The organism is Streptococcus infantis SPAR10, assembly GCF_000279535.1.
Lineage (GTDB): Bacteria > Bacillota > Bacilli > Lactobacillales > Streptococcaceae > Streptococcus > Streptococcus infantis_I.
This window is the reverse complement of record NZ_ALCH01000003.1, coordinates 103,965-118,280: the sequence shown is the minus strand read 5'-3', so window position 1 is coordinate 118,280 and position 14,316 is coordinate 103,965. Positions and strand designations below refer to the sequence as shown.

Genomic DNA, 14,316 nt, shown 5'->3' with positions numbered 1-14,316 from the left:
AAAATGAAAGAAATTATTGAAAAATTAGCCAACTTTGAAGATCTATCAAGTGTTGAAATGACAGATGTGATTGAACGCATCGTGACAGGGCGTGTGACAGAAGCGCAAATCGCTTCACTACTGTTAGCCCTTAAGATGAAGGGAGAAACACCTGAAGAAAGAACAGCCCTCGCTCAAGTCATGAGAGGACATGCTCAACACATTCCAACAAACATTCAAGATGCTATGGATAACTGTGGTACAGGTGGAGATAAGTCATTTAGCTTTAACATCTCAACAACTGCAGCCTTTGTCTTGGCAGGTGGTGGTATTAACATGGCCAAACATGGCAATCGTTCTATCTCTTCTAAATCTGGGTCAGCAGATGTCTTGCAAGCTTTGGGAATCAATATTGATCTCAAACCATCACAATTGGGTAAGGTATTTGACCAAACAGGAATCGTCTTTCTCTTTGCCAAAAACATGCACCCAGCCATGAAATACATCATGCCAGCTCGTTTGGAGTTGGGAATTCCAACCATCATGAATTTGACAGGACCGCTCATCCATCCAATGGTTTTGGAAACACAGCTTCTAGGAATTAGTCGTCCAGAGCTTCTGGAAAGTACTGCTCAGGTTTTGAAAAACATGGGTCGCAAACGTGCCATTGTAGTAGCTGGTCCAGAAGGGTTGGATGAAGCTGGTTTGAATGGAACTACCAGCATTGCCCTTCTTGAAAATGGTGAAATTACTTTATCAACCTTTACTCCAGAAGATTTGGGAATGGAACGCATTGCTATTGAAGACATTCGTGGAGGAAATGCTCATGAGAATGCAGCCATTCTTGTCAGTGTTCTTAATAACGAACCAAGTCCATTCTTGGAAACAACAGTCTTAAATGCAGGTCTCGGATTCTACGCCAATGGTAAAGCAGACAGTATCAAGGACGGAGTTGAATTGGCACGTCAAGTGATTGCCAGTGGTAAGGCCCTTGAAAAACTCAGACTATTACAGGAGTATCAAAGATGAGTCAGGAATTTTTATCACGTATCCTAGAGCAAAAGGCGCGTGAAGTTGAAAAGATGGAGCGAGAGGAGCTTCAATCCTTGCGTCAGACCTATCGTTTGGCAGAATTTTTGAAGAATCACCAAGACCGTTTGCAAATCATTGCTGAGGTCAAAAAGGCAAGCCCAAGTCTAGGTGATATCAATCTCGATGTGGATATCGTACAACAGGCCCAGACTTACGAGGCTAACGGCGCGGTTATGATTTCTGTTCTGACAGATGAGGTTTTCTTTAAAGGGCATTTGGATTATTTGCGGGAAATTTCTAGTCAGGTAGAGATTCCGACGCTCAACAAGGACTTTATCATCGATGAAAAGCAAATCATCCGTGCTCGCAATGCAGGTGCGACAGTTATCTTACTCATCGTAGCGGCCTTATCAGAAGAACGCCTCAAGGAACTGTATGACTACGCGACAGAACTGAGTCTAGAAGTTTTGGTGGAAACTCATAATCTTGTTGAACTGGAAGTGGCTCATAGACTTGGAGCTCAAATTATTGGTGTCAACAATCGCAATTTAACAACCTTTGAAGTCGACTTGCAGACTAGTGTAGACTTGGCCAAACACTTCAAGGATGATTGCTTCTATATTTCCGAATCTGCTATTTTTGCAGAGGAGGATGCAAAACGAGTAGCACCATACTTTAACGGAATTTTGGTGGGAACAGCTCTCATGCAAGCTGAAGATGTAGCCCAGAGAATCAGGGAGTTGCAAATTGACAAAAGTTAAGATTTGTGGACTATCGACCAAAGAAGCCGTAAAAACAGCTGTGTCAGCTGGAGCAGACTATATCGGTTTTGTCTTTGCACCTAGCAAAAGACAGGTGACCTTGGATCAGGCTGCTGAGTTAGCTGAGCTCATTCCTGTAGGTATTAAAAAGGTTGGTGTATTCGTTTCACCAAGTCGAGCAGAACTGCTGGTAGCGATTGAAAAGGTTGGCTTGGACTTGATTCAAGTTCACGGTCAGGTGGCGGATGATTTGTTTGAGGATTTGCCTTGTGCCAGCATTCAGGCGGTGCAGGTGGATGGAGATGGTCATGTCCCCAATTCTCGGGCAAACTATCTACTCTTTGATGCCCCTGTAGCAGGGAGTGGTCAGACCTTTGACTGGGGCCAACTGGATACGACTGGACTAGCTCAGCCTTTCTTTATCGCAGGTGGGCTTAATGAAGACAATGTAGAAGAAGCTATTCAACACTTTACTCCCTATGCAGTAGATGTATCAAGCGGAGTGGAGACAGATGGACAAAAAGATCATGAAAAGATTAGAAGATTTATAGAGAGGGTAAAGAATGGCATATCAAGAACCAAATAAAGATGGATTTTACGGGAAATTCGGTGGACGTTTTGTCCCAGAAACATTGATGACAGCAGTATTGGAATTAGAAGAGGCTTATCGTGAAAGTCAGGCAGATCCAAGTTTCCAAGAGGAGTTAAACCAACTTTTGCGCCAATATGTAGGTCGTGAAACTCCTCTTTACTACGCAAAAAACTTGACCCAGCATATCGGCGGAGCCAAGATTTATCTTAAACGTGAAGACCTCAACCATACAGGTGCCCACAAGATTAACAATGCCTTAGGACAAGTTTTACTGGCTAAACGCATGGGTAAGAAGAAAATTATCGCTGAGACAGGTGCTGGTCAACACGGTGTGGCAACTGCAACAGCTGCAGCTCTCTTCAACATGGAATGTACCATCTACATGGGCGAGGAAGATGTCAAACGCCAAGCCCTCAATGTTTTCCGCATGGAGCTTTTAGGAGCTAAGGTAGAGGCAGTGACAGATGGTTCGCGAGTGCTCAAGGATGCAGTCAATGCAGCCCTTCGTTCTTGGGTGGCAAATATCGATGATACCCACTATATCCTTGGTTCTGCCTTGGGGCCCCATCCTTTCCCAGAAATTGTTCGTGATTTCCAAAGTGTTATCGGACGAGAAGCCAAGCAACAGTACCGTGATTTGACAGGTGAAAATTTACCAGATGCTCTAGTAGCCTGTGTTGGTGGTGGCTCTAATGCCATCGGGCTCTTCCATCCATTTGTGGAAGATGAGTCAGTGGCTATGTATGGAGCTGAAGCAGCAGGACTAGGTGTGGATACAGAGCATCACGCAGCTACCTTGACCAAGGGTCGTCCAGGTGTTCTTCACGGTTCGCTTATGGATGTGCTCCAAGATGCTCATGGTCAAATCTTAGAAGCTTTCTCAATTTCAGCAGGTTTGGACTATCCAGGTATCGGTCCAGAGCATTCCCATTACCACGATATCAAGCGTGCGACTTATGTGCCAGTGACAGATGAGGAAGCCTTGGAAGGATTTCAACTTTTGTCTCGTGTGGAAGGAATTATCCCAGCTTTGGAATCTAGCCATGCCATCGCCTTTGCGGTGAAATTGGCCAAAGAACTTGGCCCAGACAAGTCTATGATTGTCTGCCTATCAGGTCGTGGGGACAAGGATGTAGTTCAAGTTAAAGACCGCTTGGAAGCAGACGCAGCAAAGAAGGGAGAAGCTCATGTCTAAGGCACTAACAGAAAAATTGAACGCTATAAAAGCGACTGGAAAAGGAATTTTCGTTCCCTATATCATGGCTGGAGACCATGAAAAAGGTTTGGATGGTCTTGCTGAAACAATTCACTTTTTAGAAGATTTGGGTGTGTCTGCTATTGAAGTGGGAGTTCCTTTCTCAGACCCTGTTGCAGACGGTCCAGTTATCGAAGAAGCAGGCTTGCGCAGTCTAGCTCGCGGAACCTCTACCCAGGCTTTGGTTGAAACCTTGAAAACCATTGAAACAGAAGTTCCACTTGTTATCATGACCTACTTTAACCCCCTCTTTCAGTACGGTGTGGAGAAATTTGTCAAAGACCTTTCTGATACAGCGGTTAAGGGATTGATTATTCCAGACCTGCCTCATGAGCACGCTAACTTTGTAGAGCCCTTTTTGGCAGGTACAGACATTGCTTTGATTCCACTTGTCAGCTTGACGACAGGAATGGAGCGTCAAAAGGAACTCATTGAAGGGGCAGAAGGTTTTGTTTATGCTGTTGCCATTAACGGGGTGACAGGGAAAGCAGGTAATTACCGAGATGACTTGGACAAGCACTTGGCTCAACTGCATCAAGTAGCCAACATTCCAGTATTGACAGGTTTTGGTGTATCCACACAGGCTGATGTAGAACGTTTCAATGAGGTATCGGACGGCGTTATCGTCGGTTCCAAGATTGTTAAGGCTTTACATGAAGGACAAGTAGCAGAAATCGCTGACTTTATCAGACAAGCAGTAGCTTACCAAAAATAATCATACAAGCAGCAAGCAAGAGGAAAGGTACAAAAGGTAGTCTTTCCTTTTTCTTTAGTAGGAGAAAGGCTAGAATGCCAGTTGTGGAAGAAAATTGAATTAAAATCAGCATTTCAGTTAGGCTAAAAATAAGTGCACAAGAGGCTAGAAAGAGAAAATCCCCTGCACCCATGCGGATATCGATAAAGTGAGCTAAAATTCCCAGAATAAGAAAGAAAATCATGACTAGATTCCAACCACAGCAAACCATGAGAATTAGGTGAAAGGTCAGCCAGACTAGCAAGGGATATTCTTGATGCTGGAAATCATAGATTCCTAAGGTCAAGCCAGCAGTTATCAGAATAAGTTGTCCTAAGGTTAGAAATTCCCAGGAGAAAGCTAGAAAGAGAAGCCCCAATCCAAACTCAAAGAGAGCATACCAAAAGGGATAGCTTGACTTGCAATAGCGACAACGAAAGCGATGTACTACTTGAGAGACAATTGGAATCAAATCCAGTGGTCTCAAGCGAGTCTGACAAGAATCACAGTGACTAGCAGGGGAAACAATGGATTGCTCAGGGAAACGATCAATGACCAATCCAAGAAAGGAAGCAAAAATAGCTCCAACAAGAAAAAAGTAAAGGTGAATCATACTTATTAATTCGGAAAAAATAAGAGAAAGAGTATAATAGTTGGATAAAGGAGAAATTTTAGGAGCAAATATGAAAATTCACTTTGAAAAAGGACTTCAGATAGAAAATGCCCAACTCATTTGTCGCTGGTCTAATGCTTTGGGAGAAAGTTTTCAGAAGCAATGGATGGGACCAATGATTCCTTTTCCCTTGACAATTCAAGTCTTGCAAGATTTGGAAGGAATCTTTTCAATCTTTGATGGACAAGAGTTTGTGGGGCTTATCCAGAGAATCAGGCTAGATGACAGAAATCTTCATATCGGGAGATTTTTTATCAATCCCCAGAAACAGGGGCAGGGATTAGGTAGCCAGGCTTTAAGGGAATTTGTTAGTTTGGCCTTTGAAAATGAAGACATAGATACTATTTCTCTAAATGTTTACGAGGCAAATCAAACAGCTTACAATCTTTACCAAAAAGAAGGATTTGAAATCGTTCAAATGGTTGAAGTACCTGTACGAAAATATATAATGAGAAAATCGAGGTAAGGACTAGTTTATATCTAAAACTGCACCCGTACAATTTTTGGTTTTCAAACTTGTTGCAGAGAAATTTTCTTGATAAAATAGATACATGACTAGATATAAAGCTGTAATTTCCTATGATGGTTACGCCTTTGCTGGTTTCCAGAGGCAACCACACGCGCGTAGTGTCCAAGAGGAAATTGAAAAAACTTTAACCAAATTAAATAAAGGGCAGGCCATTACCATCCATGGTGCAGGGCGAACGGATAGTGGTGTTCATGCTCTAGGGCAGGTTATCCACTTTGACCTTCCCTATCAGATGGATGAGGAGAAGCTTCGCTTTGCTCTTGATACTCAAAGCCCTGAAGATATCGATGTGATTTCGATTGAGATTGTGGCTGATGCTTTTCATTGCCGTTATGCCAAGCATAGCAAGACCTACGAGTTTATCGTGGATAGAGGGCGTCCTAAAAATCCTATGAGACGTCATTATGCCACCCACTATCCCTATCCACTAGATGTGGAACGCATGCAAAAGGCTGTGAAGAAATTAGAAGGAACCCATGATTTCACCGGTTTTACTGCTGCCGGAACCAGTGTGGAGGACAAGGTAAGAACGATCACGAAAGCCAGTCTTAGGATTGACGAGACCGGTCAATTTTTGACCTTTACTTTCTCTGGCAATGGCTTCCTCTATAAGCAGATTCGAAATATGGTTGGGACCTTGCTGAAAATTGGCAACAATCGTATGCCAATTGAGCAGATTGACCTGATTTTGGAGAAAAAAGACAGACAGTTGGCAGGCCCGACTGCAGCACCCAATGGTTTGTATTTGAAGGAGATTCGTTATGAAGAATAATCGTATTTTAGCACTTTCAGGAAATGATATTTTTAGTGGTGGGGGACTAGCTGCTGACCTTGCGACCTATACCTTAAATGGTTTGCATGGTTTTGTAGCTATGACTTGCTTGACTGCCTTGACAGAAAATGGTTTTGATGTCTTCCCGACAGATGAGACTATTTTCCAACAACAGTTGGATAGCCTCAAGAGTGTAGATTTTGGAGGGATTAAGATTGGTCTCTTACCGACTGTTGGTGTTGCTGAGAAAGCTCTTAACTTTATCAAGGAGCGTTCAGGAGTTCCAGTGGTATTGGACCCTGTTCTCGTTTGTAAGGAGACTCATGATGTTGCTGTTAGCGAGCTTTGCCAAGAGTTGATTCGCTTTTTCCCTTATGTGACTGTAATTACACCCAATCTACCTGAGGCAGAATTGCTAGCAGGTCAAAAGATTGAAACCTTGGACGATATGAAGGCTGCAGCTCAAAAATTACATGACTTGGGTGCACCAGCAGTCATTATTAAAGGTGGGAATCGCCTTAGTCAGGATAAGGCTGTGGATGTCTTTTATGATGGAGTGAATTTTACCATTTTTGAGAATCCAGTCTTAGAAGGACAAAATGCAGGTGCTGGTTGTACCTTTGCCTCAAGCATTGCTAGTCAGTTAGTCAAGGGAGAGGAGCTATTACCAGCGGTTGAGAGTTCTAAAGCCTTTGTTTACCGTGCCATTGCACAAGCAGATCAGTATGGAGTAAGACAATATGAAGCAAACAAAAACAAGTAAAATCGCCCTAGTATCCATCCTAGCAGCTCTATCCGTAGTTTTGGGCTATTTCGTAAAAATCCCAACACCAACAGGATTTCTAACACTTTTGGATGCAGGAATATTCTTTACGGCCTTTTACTTTGGGAGTCGCGAAGGAGCAGTTGTCGGAGGATTAGCGGGATTTCTAATTGACCTGATTTCAGGTTACCCCCAGTGGATGTTCTTCAGCTTGATTTTCCATGGTTCGCAGGGATATTTGGCAGGTATTAAAGGGAAATGGCAGTGGCTAGGATTAGTCTTGGCAACCATCATCATGGTGGCAGGTTACGCTTTTGCATCGGCTTGGATGAATGGTTGGGGAGCAGCCCTACCAGAAATCGTCCCAAATCTTGTGCAAAATATCGTTGGTATGACAGTAGGCTTTCTTCTTTGTCATAGTGTGAAGAAAGCTAGATAATAGTAAAAAGAGCAATCCTCCATGGGAACTATTGAAAAAACTCTGATTTTTTGCTAAAATGAAAGCTATGAAAACACTCTACGATGTGCAACAATTTCTCAAACAGTTCGGCATTCTTGTCTATATGGGCAAACGTCTTTATGACATTGAATTAATGAAGATTGAACTATCTCGAATCTATGATGCTGGTTTGATGGATAAACTGGATTATCTAGAAGCGGAGGCTGTTCTTCGCAGAGAGCACAAACTAGAATTAGACTATTTAGAAAAAATGGAGATTAGATATTATGGTAACTTGGGTATTATGGGGACTTGTAGTGGCGATGTTGGCATGGATGGGATACAACTATCTTCGTATTCGCCGTGCAGCAAAAATTGTAGACAATGCAGAGTTTGAGTCTTTGATTCGTACAGGTCAGCTAATTGACTTGCGTGAGCCAGCTGACTTCCACAGAAAACATATCCTCGGAGCTCGTAATATTCCTTCAAATCAATTGAAGACAAGTCTTGCAGCTCTTCGCAAGGATAAACCTGTCCTTCTATATGAAAACCAACGAGCGCAACGTGTAACCAATGCAGCACTTTTCTTGAAAAAACAAGGTTTCTCAGAAATTTATATCCTTTCTTACGGATTGGATTCTTGGACAGGGAAGGTTAAGACTAGCTAATATTCTGTAAAAAGTTATTGAATTGTAGATAAATCTAGCTTTTTATGATATAATTAATTTGTGTTAAATTTAAGGAGTTTTTATTATGCAAGAAAAGAAAAAAGCATCACTTGTTTTAGGTATCCTATCTATCGTCCTTGGTTTGTTATCTCCAATCGTAGGTCTTATTTTGGGTATCATTGGACTTGTTTTGGCTAATTCGCACGAAAAACAATCTGGACTAGTGTATAAAACAGAAAAAATTCTCAATATCGTAGGTATTGTCATTTCTGTACTTAACTGGATTGCAGCCCTCGTAATGATTTTTGGCTAATCAAAAACAAAAAAAGCTTTATGTTTAAAGCTTTTTTTGTTTGATCCACTTTTTGTTAAGTGGATTTTAATCATTTCTAGTTCTTCTTGTTTCAAAAAATTGGTTAACATAGTACAAAAATGCTACCAAATAAATAAATCCAATTTTTATGGTATTATTAATGAGTATCAAAATTAAGGAGTTTTTATAAAATGAATGCGCAGCAAAAGAAAAAACACTCACGCATTTCAGGTATCCTATCTATTGTCTTCGGATTATTAAATCCATTCGTAGGCCTGTTTTTGGGTATCGTTGGTCTAGTCTTGGCTATCTCACTTCAAAAAGAACCTGAACTAGACTATAAAAAAGAACGAACTCTCAATATCGTAGGTATTGTCATTTCTGTTCTTCACTTTATTTTAGGTGTCATGCTATTCATACGCTAAAGAAGATTTTAAAAAGCTTTATATTTAAAGCTTTTTTGTTTTATCCACTTTTCTCTAAGTAGTTTTTAATAATTTTCAATTCCTCTTTATTCAAGTGTCTGTATTGACCTTCTGCTAGATCAGAATCTAATAGAAAATCTCCGAACTGAACTCGTTTGAGGGCAGTGACCTTGACACCAACTGAGAGGAACATTTTCTTGACCTGATGAAATTTCCCTTCAGAGATGGTGATGGTGGCTCGGCTGAGACTAGGGCTTGAAGATAGAATCTCAAGCTGAGCAGGTTTACAAATAGTTCCATCAAGAAAGACAATCCCGTTTTTGAACTGCTGGATGTGATCTGGTGTGAGCAAGCCGTTCACCTCAACTTGATAAGTTTTATCGACATGATATTGAGGGTGGAGAAGTTGAAAACCTAGAGGGCCATTGTTTGTTAAGAGGAGGAGCCCTGTCGTATCTCGATCTAGCCGACCGATAGCATAGAGTTGGTCTGATTGGAGGTGTTGAGGTAGTAAGTCCATAACCGTTGGGAGCTTCTTGTCCTTGCTTGCTGTCACGACACCATTTGGTTTGTGAAGCATGAGATAGATGTGCTCATATCCTTGGATTTTTCTGTCCTGAAAAATCAACTCTTGTAATCCCGTATCAACATTCTGTGAAAGGGAAGTAGCAGGGACTCCATCTACTAAGATTTCTTTTTTTAGGAGAGCCTGTTTCATAGCTTTTCGACTGATTTTTTCCTGGGCTAATAAATTATCTAAACGCATACCAGCCTATCTTATCACAAGTCGATATTTTTGAAAAGAAAAGAGAAGGAATGAATTTTCTTTTGAAAACATTTACACTTACTTGAGTTAAGTCATTTGCTGAAAATTGTGGTATAATCGTTCAGTTAGAAAATAAATTTTTGAATATAATAGAGGAAATCATGACAAAATTAAGAGAAGATATCCGTAATATCGCGATTATCGCCCACGTCGACCACGGTAAAACAACCCTCGTTGACGAATTGTTGAAACAATCTGAAACTCTTGACGCACGTACAGAATTAGCTGAGCGTGCAATGGACTCAAATGATATTGAAAAAGAGCGTGGAATCACGATTCTTGCGAAAAATACAGCCGTTGCCTACAATGGAACTCGTATCAATATCATGGACACACCAGGACACGCGGACTTCGGTGGAGAAGTTGAACGTATCATGAAAATGGTTGACGGTGTAGTCTTGGTAGTGGATTCCTACGAAGGTACTATGCCTCAAACTCGTTTCGTATTGAAAAAAGCATTGGAACAAGACCTTGTCCCAATCGTTGTTATCAATAAAATTGACAAACCATCAGCTCGTCCAGCAGAAGTAGTGGATGAAGTTTTAGAACTTTTCATCGAACTTGGTGCAGATGATGATCAGCTTGACTTCCCAGTAGTCTATGCTTCAGCAATCAACGGAACATCTTCATTGTCAGATGATCCAGCCGACCAAGAAAAGACTATGGCGCCAATCTTTGATACCATTATTGACCACATTCCAGCTCCAATCGATAACTCAGATGAGCCACTTCAATTCCAAGTGTCTCTTCTTGACTACAATGACTTCGTTGGTCGTATCGGTATCGGACGTGTCTTCCGTGGTACTGTTAAGGTCGGAGACCAAGTTACTCTTTCTAAATTGGATGGTACAACCAAGAACTTCCGTGTTACAAAACTCTTTGGTTTCTTTGGTTTGGAACGTCGTGAAATCCAAGAAGCTAAGGCTGGTGACTTGATTGCCGTATCAGGTATGGAAGACATCTTCGTTGGGGAAACAATCACTCCAACAGATGCAGTTGAAGCTCTTCCAGTTCTTCACATCGACGAACCTACTCTTCAAATGACCTTTTTGGTTAACAACTCACCATTTGCTGGTCGCGAAGGTAAATGGGTTACTTCTCGTAAGGTTGAAGAACGTCTTCAAGCTGAGTTGCAAACAGACGTATCTCTTCGTGTAGATCCAACAGACTCACCAGATAAGTGGACAGTTTCAGGACGTGGGGAATTGCACTTGTCAATCCTCATCGAGACTATGCGTCGTGAAGGTTATGAGCTTCAAGTATCTCGTCCAGAAGTTATCGTCAAAGAAATCGATGGTGTGAAGTGTGAGCCATTTGAGCGCGTGCAAATCGACACACCAGAAGAATACCAAGGATCTGTTATCCAAAGCCTTTCTGAACGTAAGGGTGAAATGTTGGATATGATTTCAACTGGTAATGGTCAAACTCGTTTGGTCTTCCTAGTTCCTGCGCGTGGTTTGATCGGATACTCAACTGAGTTCTTGTCAATGACTCGTGGTTACGGGATCATGAACCATACCTTCGATCAATACTTGCCATTGATTCCAGGGGAAATTGGTGGACGTCACCGTGGTGCCCTTGTTTCGATCGATGCTGGTAAGGCTACAACCTACTCTATCATGTCTATCGAAGAACGTGGTACTATCTTTGTTAACCCAGGTACTGAGGTTTACGAAGGAATGATCATCGGTGAAAACTCTCGTGAGAATGACTTGACTGTTAATATCACGAAGGCAAAACAAATGACCAACGTTCGTTCTGCTACTAAGGACCAAACAGCGGTTATCAAAACTCCTCGTATCTTGACACTTGAAGAATCACTTGAGTTCTTGAACGACGATGAGTACATGGAAGTAACGCCTGAATCTATTCGTTTGCGTAAACAAATCCTTAACAAGGCAGAGCGTGAGAAAGCAAACAAAAAGAAAAAATCAGCTGAATAAGAGCTAGAAAGAGATAAAGATGGTCTATTTAATCATAGGGATACTCTTATTACTACTCTATGTATTTGCGACACCTCAAAGTATCAAGGGAACGGTCAATGTTGTAATATTAGTCTTTGGACTTGTTGCCCTCGTAATCTTGTTGCTCTTATCTGCCCTGCAGATTTTCCAACTTCCAGCAGAAATCTTTATTACATTGGGAATGCTGGCTCTTACTTACTTTAGTTTGAGAGATATCAGTCTCATGTCAATTCGAAAGAAGCGCGAAAATTAAATCTATTCATAACAAAAAACTTCTATCAGCAACTGAGTTGCCGATAGAAGTTTTTATTTGTTACTGTTTTTGTCAGAATAACGGTTGTAGAAATCTACTTTTATCTGGATAAAATGCTCTAATTCACGAAAGAGTTGTAGAAGCGTAGCCCGTGTCTCAAACTCTTCTCTAGTTTTAGGGAGAGAGCGATTGCGAAACACCTCTAGGTAGCTCTCAATATCATTCAATAAGTCGTAGGCTGGATTTGTTTGACTCAATTGGCTAGCTGTTTTTGAAAAGAGTTGAGCGACAATCAAACTCTCACTAGCGGCTAGTTGGCATGTGTTAATCTGTTGAGCCATATTTCTTAAGATACGCGTTTGTCTTTGTCGCATCTCAAAGTAGTGGATATGATAATCTGTCTGGTGAAAGAGATGGTCAGAATGATCGAGGTAAACTAACTTAAGAGCATCCTCAAGTAGTTGATCAAGTTCATTTACAAGTTGAGCCTGATTACGGCCATCTCCTCTTTTCAGATAGTAAGAAAGCCGTAGAAGAACATCTTTGAGTTTTTCTTCAACAAGAGTATGATAATGTTGAATTTCTTTTTCACGTGAAGGCATATAGAGATTGACCAGAAGTGCAAAGCCAGTACCGATTAGGAAGAGTAAGAGCTCATTCAGTAAAAGTGCTGGTGCTGTTGATTGTTGGATTAAGAGATGGCTAACCAGAACGCTACTAGGAGTGATTCCAATTTCCCATCCGAGTTTATAGGCTAGAGGAACATAGATTGCTAAGTAAAGTCCAAAGCTCCAGATATGATAGCCAGTTAGTTGAAAAGCAATGACGCCAACTAGGAGAGCTAGAAGAGTTGAAAAAAGACGATTGCGGGCTAGCTTGATCGTGCTTCTTCGAGTATCAGAAAGACTCAAGATAGCAATGATACCAGCTGATACAGCTGATGACAAATCAAAAAAGTAGGCTAGTAAACAAGCAAAACAAGTTGCTAGGACTAGTTTTAAAGTACGTTGAGTGATAGACATAGAATACTTTCCAGATGAATAATAGTTATACTACTAATTATAAAAGGAATTTGAAATAGGTCAAGCCTTCCGACTTGCATATTCTGCAACGGCAGTAAAGATAACATCTGTCGAAGAGTTGAGGGCTGTTTCACAAGAGTCTTGGACAACACCAATGACAAAACCGACTGCAACAACCTGCATGGCAATATCGTTGCTAATACCAAAGAGACTGCAGGCGACAGGGATGAGTAGAAGGGAACCGCCAGCAATTCCAGAGGCTCCACAGGCGGAGATAGCTGCTACGATACTAAGTACAAAAGCAGTTGCAAAATCAACTGAAATTCCTAAAGTATTAACAGCGGCTAAGGTCAAAACGTTAATGGTAACTGCCGCACCAGCCATATTAATGGTTGAACCTAGTGGAATAGAAACTGTATAAGTATCTGGATTAAGGCCGAGATCTTCACAGAGTTTCATATTAACAGGGATATTTGCAGCAGAGCTACGCGTGAAAAATGCTGTAACACCGCTGATACGTAGACATTTCAACACTAGTGGATAGGGATTTCTCTTCATAAACAGAAAGGCAATCAGTGGATTAATGACTAGAGCTACTAAAAGCATAGTGGTAATTAAAAGTCCCAGTAAGACACCATAGTTAGTTAGGCTAGCAATCCCCTGGTCTGAAATGGTTTGAAAGACTAATCCAAGGATACCAAAAGGTGCTAAATTAATAATCCAGCCAACAATCTTAGAAACGACATCTGACATGGTTTTCAAAAGATCTTTGCTGTGACTACTAGCTTCTCTCATAGCAATTCCAAAGACAATAGCCCAAGAGAGGATGCCGATGTAGTTAGCTTGGATGATAGCGTTTAGAGGATTGTCAACCAATTTTAATAGAAGGTTGCTTAGAACCTGTCCAATTCCATCTGGTGAAGTCACCTCAGTTGTTGTGGCAGTTGTTAAGTTAATCTGAATAGGAAAGAGGAAGCTCATGAAAACTGCTACCAGAGCTGCTGCAAAGGTTCCAAGTAAATACAAAAGAATAACAGTTTTTATATTTGTAGTTTTTCCTTTTCGGTGTTGAGAAATAGCATTAGCAACAAGGAAAAATACTAAAATTGGCGCGATTGCCTTGAGTCCACCAACAAAAAGCTCACCTAGGAGTCCAATTCCTGGTAAATTGGGGAAAAGTAAACCAAGTAGAGTTCCAAGAAGCATTCCAATCAGGATTCGTTTGATAAGGCTTGATTTATTCCAGGCGTTAATGATTCTTCTCATACACTTCTCTTTTTTGAGTAGTAGTAACGATTATAGTATAAATATACTTAA

Annotated in this window: 18 protein-coding genes and 1 pseudogene; 15 read left to right on the top strand and 4 right to left on the bottom strand. The window is 41.2% G+C overall.

The annotated features are described in order from the left end of the window. Positions 1–3 precede the first annotated feature (3 nt). From trpD to trpA, 5 genes are read left to right on the top strand one after another with little or no spacing between them, the layout of a single operon-like run. Positions 4–1,008, top strand: coding sequence for an anthranilate phosphoribosyltransferase (gene trpD, locus SPAR10_RS04985; RefSeq protein WP_004251462.1), 1,005 nt, complete (start codon positions 4–6; stop codon positions 1,006–1,008). After that, the gene (gene trpC / locus SPAR10_RS04980) at positions 1,005–1,772 is read left to right on the top strand and encodes an indole-3-glycerol phosphate synthase TrpC (protein WP_004251459.1); all 768 of its coding nucleotides are present in this window, start codon (positions 1,005–1,007) and stop codon (positions 1,770–1,772) included. The genes trpD and trpC overlap by 4 nt, the downstream gene beginning before the upstream one ends. Beyond that, positions 1,759–2,358, top strand: coding sequence for a phosphoribosylanthranilate isomerase (locus tag SPAR10_RS04975; RefSeq protein ID WP_004251453.1), 600 nt, complete (start codon positions 1,759–1,761; stop codon positions 2,356–2,358). Before trpC ends, SPAR10_RS04975 begins: the two co-directional genes overlap by 14 nt. Continuing rightward, the gene (gene trpB / locus SPAR10_RS04970) at positions 2,336–3,559 is read left to right on the top strand and encodes a tryptophan synthase subunit beta (RefSeq protein ID WP_004251451.1); all 1,224 of its coding nucleotides are present in this window, start codon (positions 2,336–2,338) and stop codon (positions 3,557–3,559) included. The genes SPAR10_RS04975 and trpB overlap by 23 nt, the downstream gene beginning before the upstream one ends. Next, complete coding sequence (gene trpA, locus SPAR10_RS04965; RefSeq protein WP_004251450.1) at positions 3,552–4,334, top strand: tryptophan synthase subunit alpha; 783 nt, start codon at positions 3,552–3,554, stop codon at positions 4,332–4,334. The genes trpB and trpA overlap by 8 nt, the downstream gene beginning before the upstream one ends. On the opposite strand, the gene SPAR10_RS04960 is transcribed toward trpA, so the two are convergent. Next, on the bottom strand, positions 4,306–4,965 hold the full coding sequence (locus tag SPAR10_RS04960) for a prepilin peptidase (RefSeq protein WP_004251449.1): 660 nt from the start codon (positions 4,963–4,965) through the stop codon (positions 4,306–4,308). The two genes, trpA and SPAR10_RS04960, sit on opposite strands and share 29 nt — an antisense overlap. A gap of 70 nt (positions 4,966–5,035) precedes the next feature. Between SPAR10_RS04960 and SPAR10_RS04955 the strand changes: the two genes are divergently transcribed. The 8 genes and pseudogenes from SPAR10_RS04955 (at position 5,036) to SPAR10_RS04925 (ending at position 8,934) form a co-directional block, all read left to right on the top strand. Next, positions 5,036–5,491, top strand: coding sequence for a GNAT family N-acetyltransferase (locus SPAR10_RS04955; RefSeq protein ID WP_004251447.1), 456 nt, complete (start codon positions 5,036–5,038; stop codon positions 5,489–5,491). A gap of 85 nt (positions 5,492–5,576) precedes the next feature. Next, entirely contained in the window at positions 5,577–6,326 is a 750-nt protein-coding gene (gene truA, locus SPAR10_RS04950) for a tRNA pseudouridine(38-40) synthase TruA (RefSeq protein WP_004251445.1), read from the top strand. Continuing rightward, on the top strand, positions 6,316–7,089 hold the full coding sequence (locus SPAR10_RS04945) for a bifunctional hydroxymethylpyrimidine kinase/phosphomethylpyrimidine kinase (protein WP_004251443.1): 774 nt from the start codon (positions 6,316–6,318) through the stop codon (positions 7,087–7,089). The genes truA and SPAR10_RS04945 overlap by 11 nt, the downstream gene beginning before the upstream one ends. Then, positions 7,067–7,528 (top strand): ECF transporter S component, encoded by a 462-nt coding sequence (locus SPAR10_RS04940; protein WP_004251442.1) that lies wholly within the window; start codon positions 7,067–7,069, stop codon positions 7,526–7,528. The genes SPAR10_RS04945 and SPAR10_RS04940 overlap by 23 nt, the downstream gene beginning before the upstream one ends. A gap of 58 nt (positions 7,529–7,586) precedes the next feature. Beyond that, positions 7,587–7,799, top strand: a pseudogene (locus tag SPAR10_RS10780) (YqgQ family protein); the annotation flags it as partial. Positions 7,800–7,815: 16 nt separating this feature from the next. Continuing rightward, a complete protein-coding gene (locus SPAR10_RS04935) occupies positions 7,816–8,196 on the top strand; it encodes a rhodanese-like domain-containing protein (RefSeq protein ID WP_004251440.1) in 381 nt (126 codons plus the stop codon). A gap of 85 nt (positions 8,197–8,281) precedes the next feature. Continuing rightward, complete coding sequence (locus SPAR10_RS04930) at positions 8,282–8,509, top strand: hypothetical protein (RefSeq protein WP_004251438.1); 228 nt, start codon at positions 8,282–8,284, stop codon at positions 8,507–8,509. 191 nt (positions 8,510–8,700) lie between these two features. Then, positions 8,701–8,934 carry a hypothetical protein gene (locus tag SPAR10_RS04925; RefSeq protein WP_004251434.1) on the top strand — a complete coding sequence of 78 codons (234 nt, stop codon included), beginning with the start codon at positions 8,701–8,703 and terminating at the stop codon, positions 8,932–8,934. Between the two features lie 40 nt (positions 8,935–8,974). On the opposite strand, the gene SPAR10_RS04920 is transcribed toward SPAR10_RS04925, so the two are convergent. After that, complete coding sequence (locus SPAR10_RS04920) at positions 8,975–9,700, bottom strand: pseudouridine synthase (protein ID WP_004251431.1); 726 nt, start codon at positions 9,698–9,700, stop codon at positions 8,975–8,977. 161 nt (positions 9,701–9,861) lie between these two features. On the opposite strand from SPAR10_RS04920, the gene typA reads away from it, so the two are divergent. Both typA and SPAR10_RS04910 read left to right on the top strand, forming a co-directional pair. After that, positions 9,862–11,703 carry a translational GTPase TypA gene (gene typA / locus SPAR10_RS04915; protein ID WP_004251427.1) on the top strand — a complete coding sequence of 614 codons (1,842 nt, stop codon included), beginning with the start codon at positions 9,862–9,864 and terminating at the stop codon, positions 11,701–11,703. Positions 11,704–11,722: 19 nt separating this feature from the next. Then, positions 11,723–11,977, top strand: coding sequence for a DUF3165 family protein (locus SPAR10_RS04910; protein WP_004251425.1), 255 nt, complete (start codon positions 11,723–11,725; stop codon positions 11,975–11,977). 53 nt (positions 11,978–12,030) lie between these two features. On the opposite strand, the gene SPAR10_RS04905 is transcribed toward SPAR10_RS04910, so the two are convergent. Next, positions 12,031–12,999: an aromatic acid exporter family protein gene (locus SPAR10_RS04905; protein WP_004251422.1), complete on the bottom strand. Its 969-nt coding sequence runs from the start codon at positions 12,997–12,999 to the stop codon at positions 12,031–12,033. Positions 13,000–13,059: 60 nt separating this feature from the next. Further along, positions 13,060–14,265: a serine/threonine transporter SstT gene (gene sstT / locus SPAR10_RS04900; protein WP_004251420.1), complete on the bottom strand. Its 1,206-nt coding sequence runs from the start codon at positions 14,263–14,265 to the stop codon at positions 13,060–13,062. Positions 14,266–14,316: the final 51 nt, after the last annotated feature.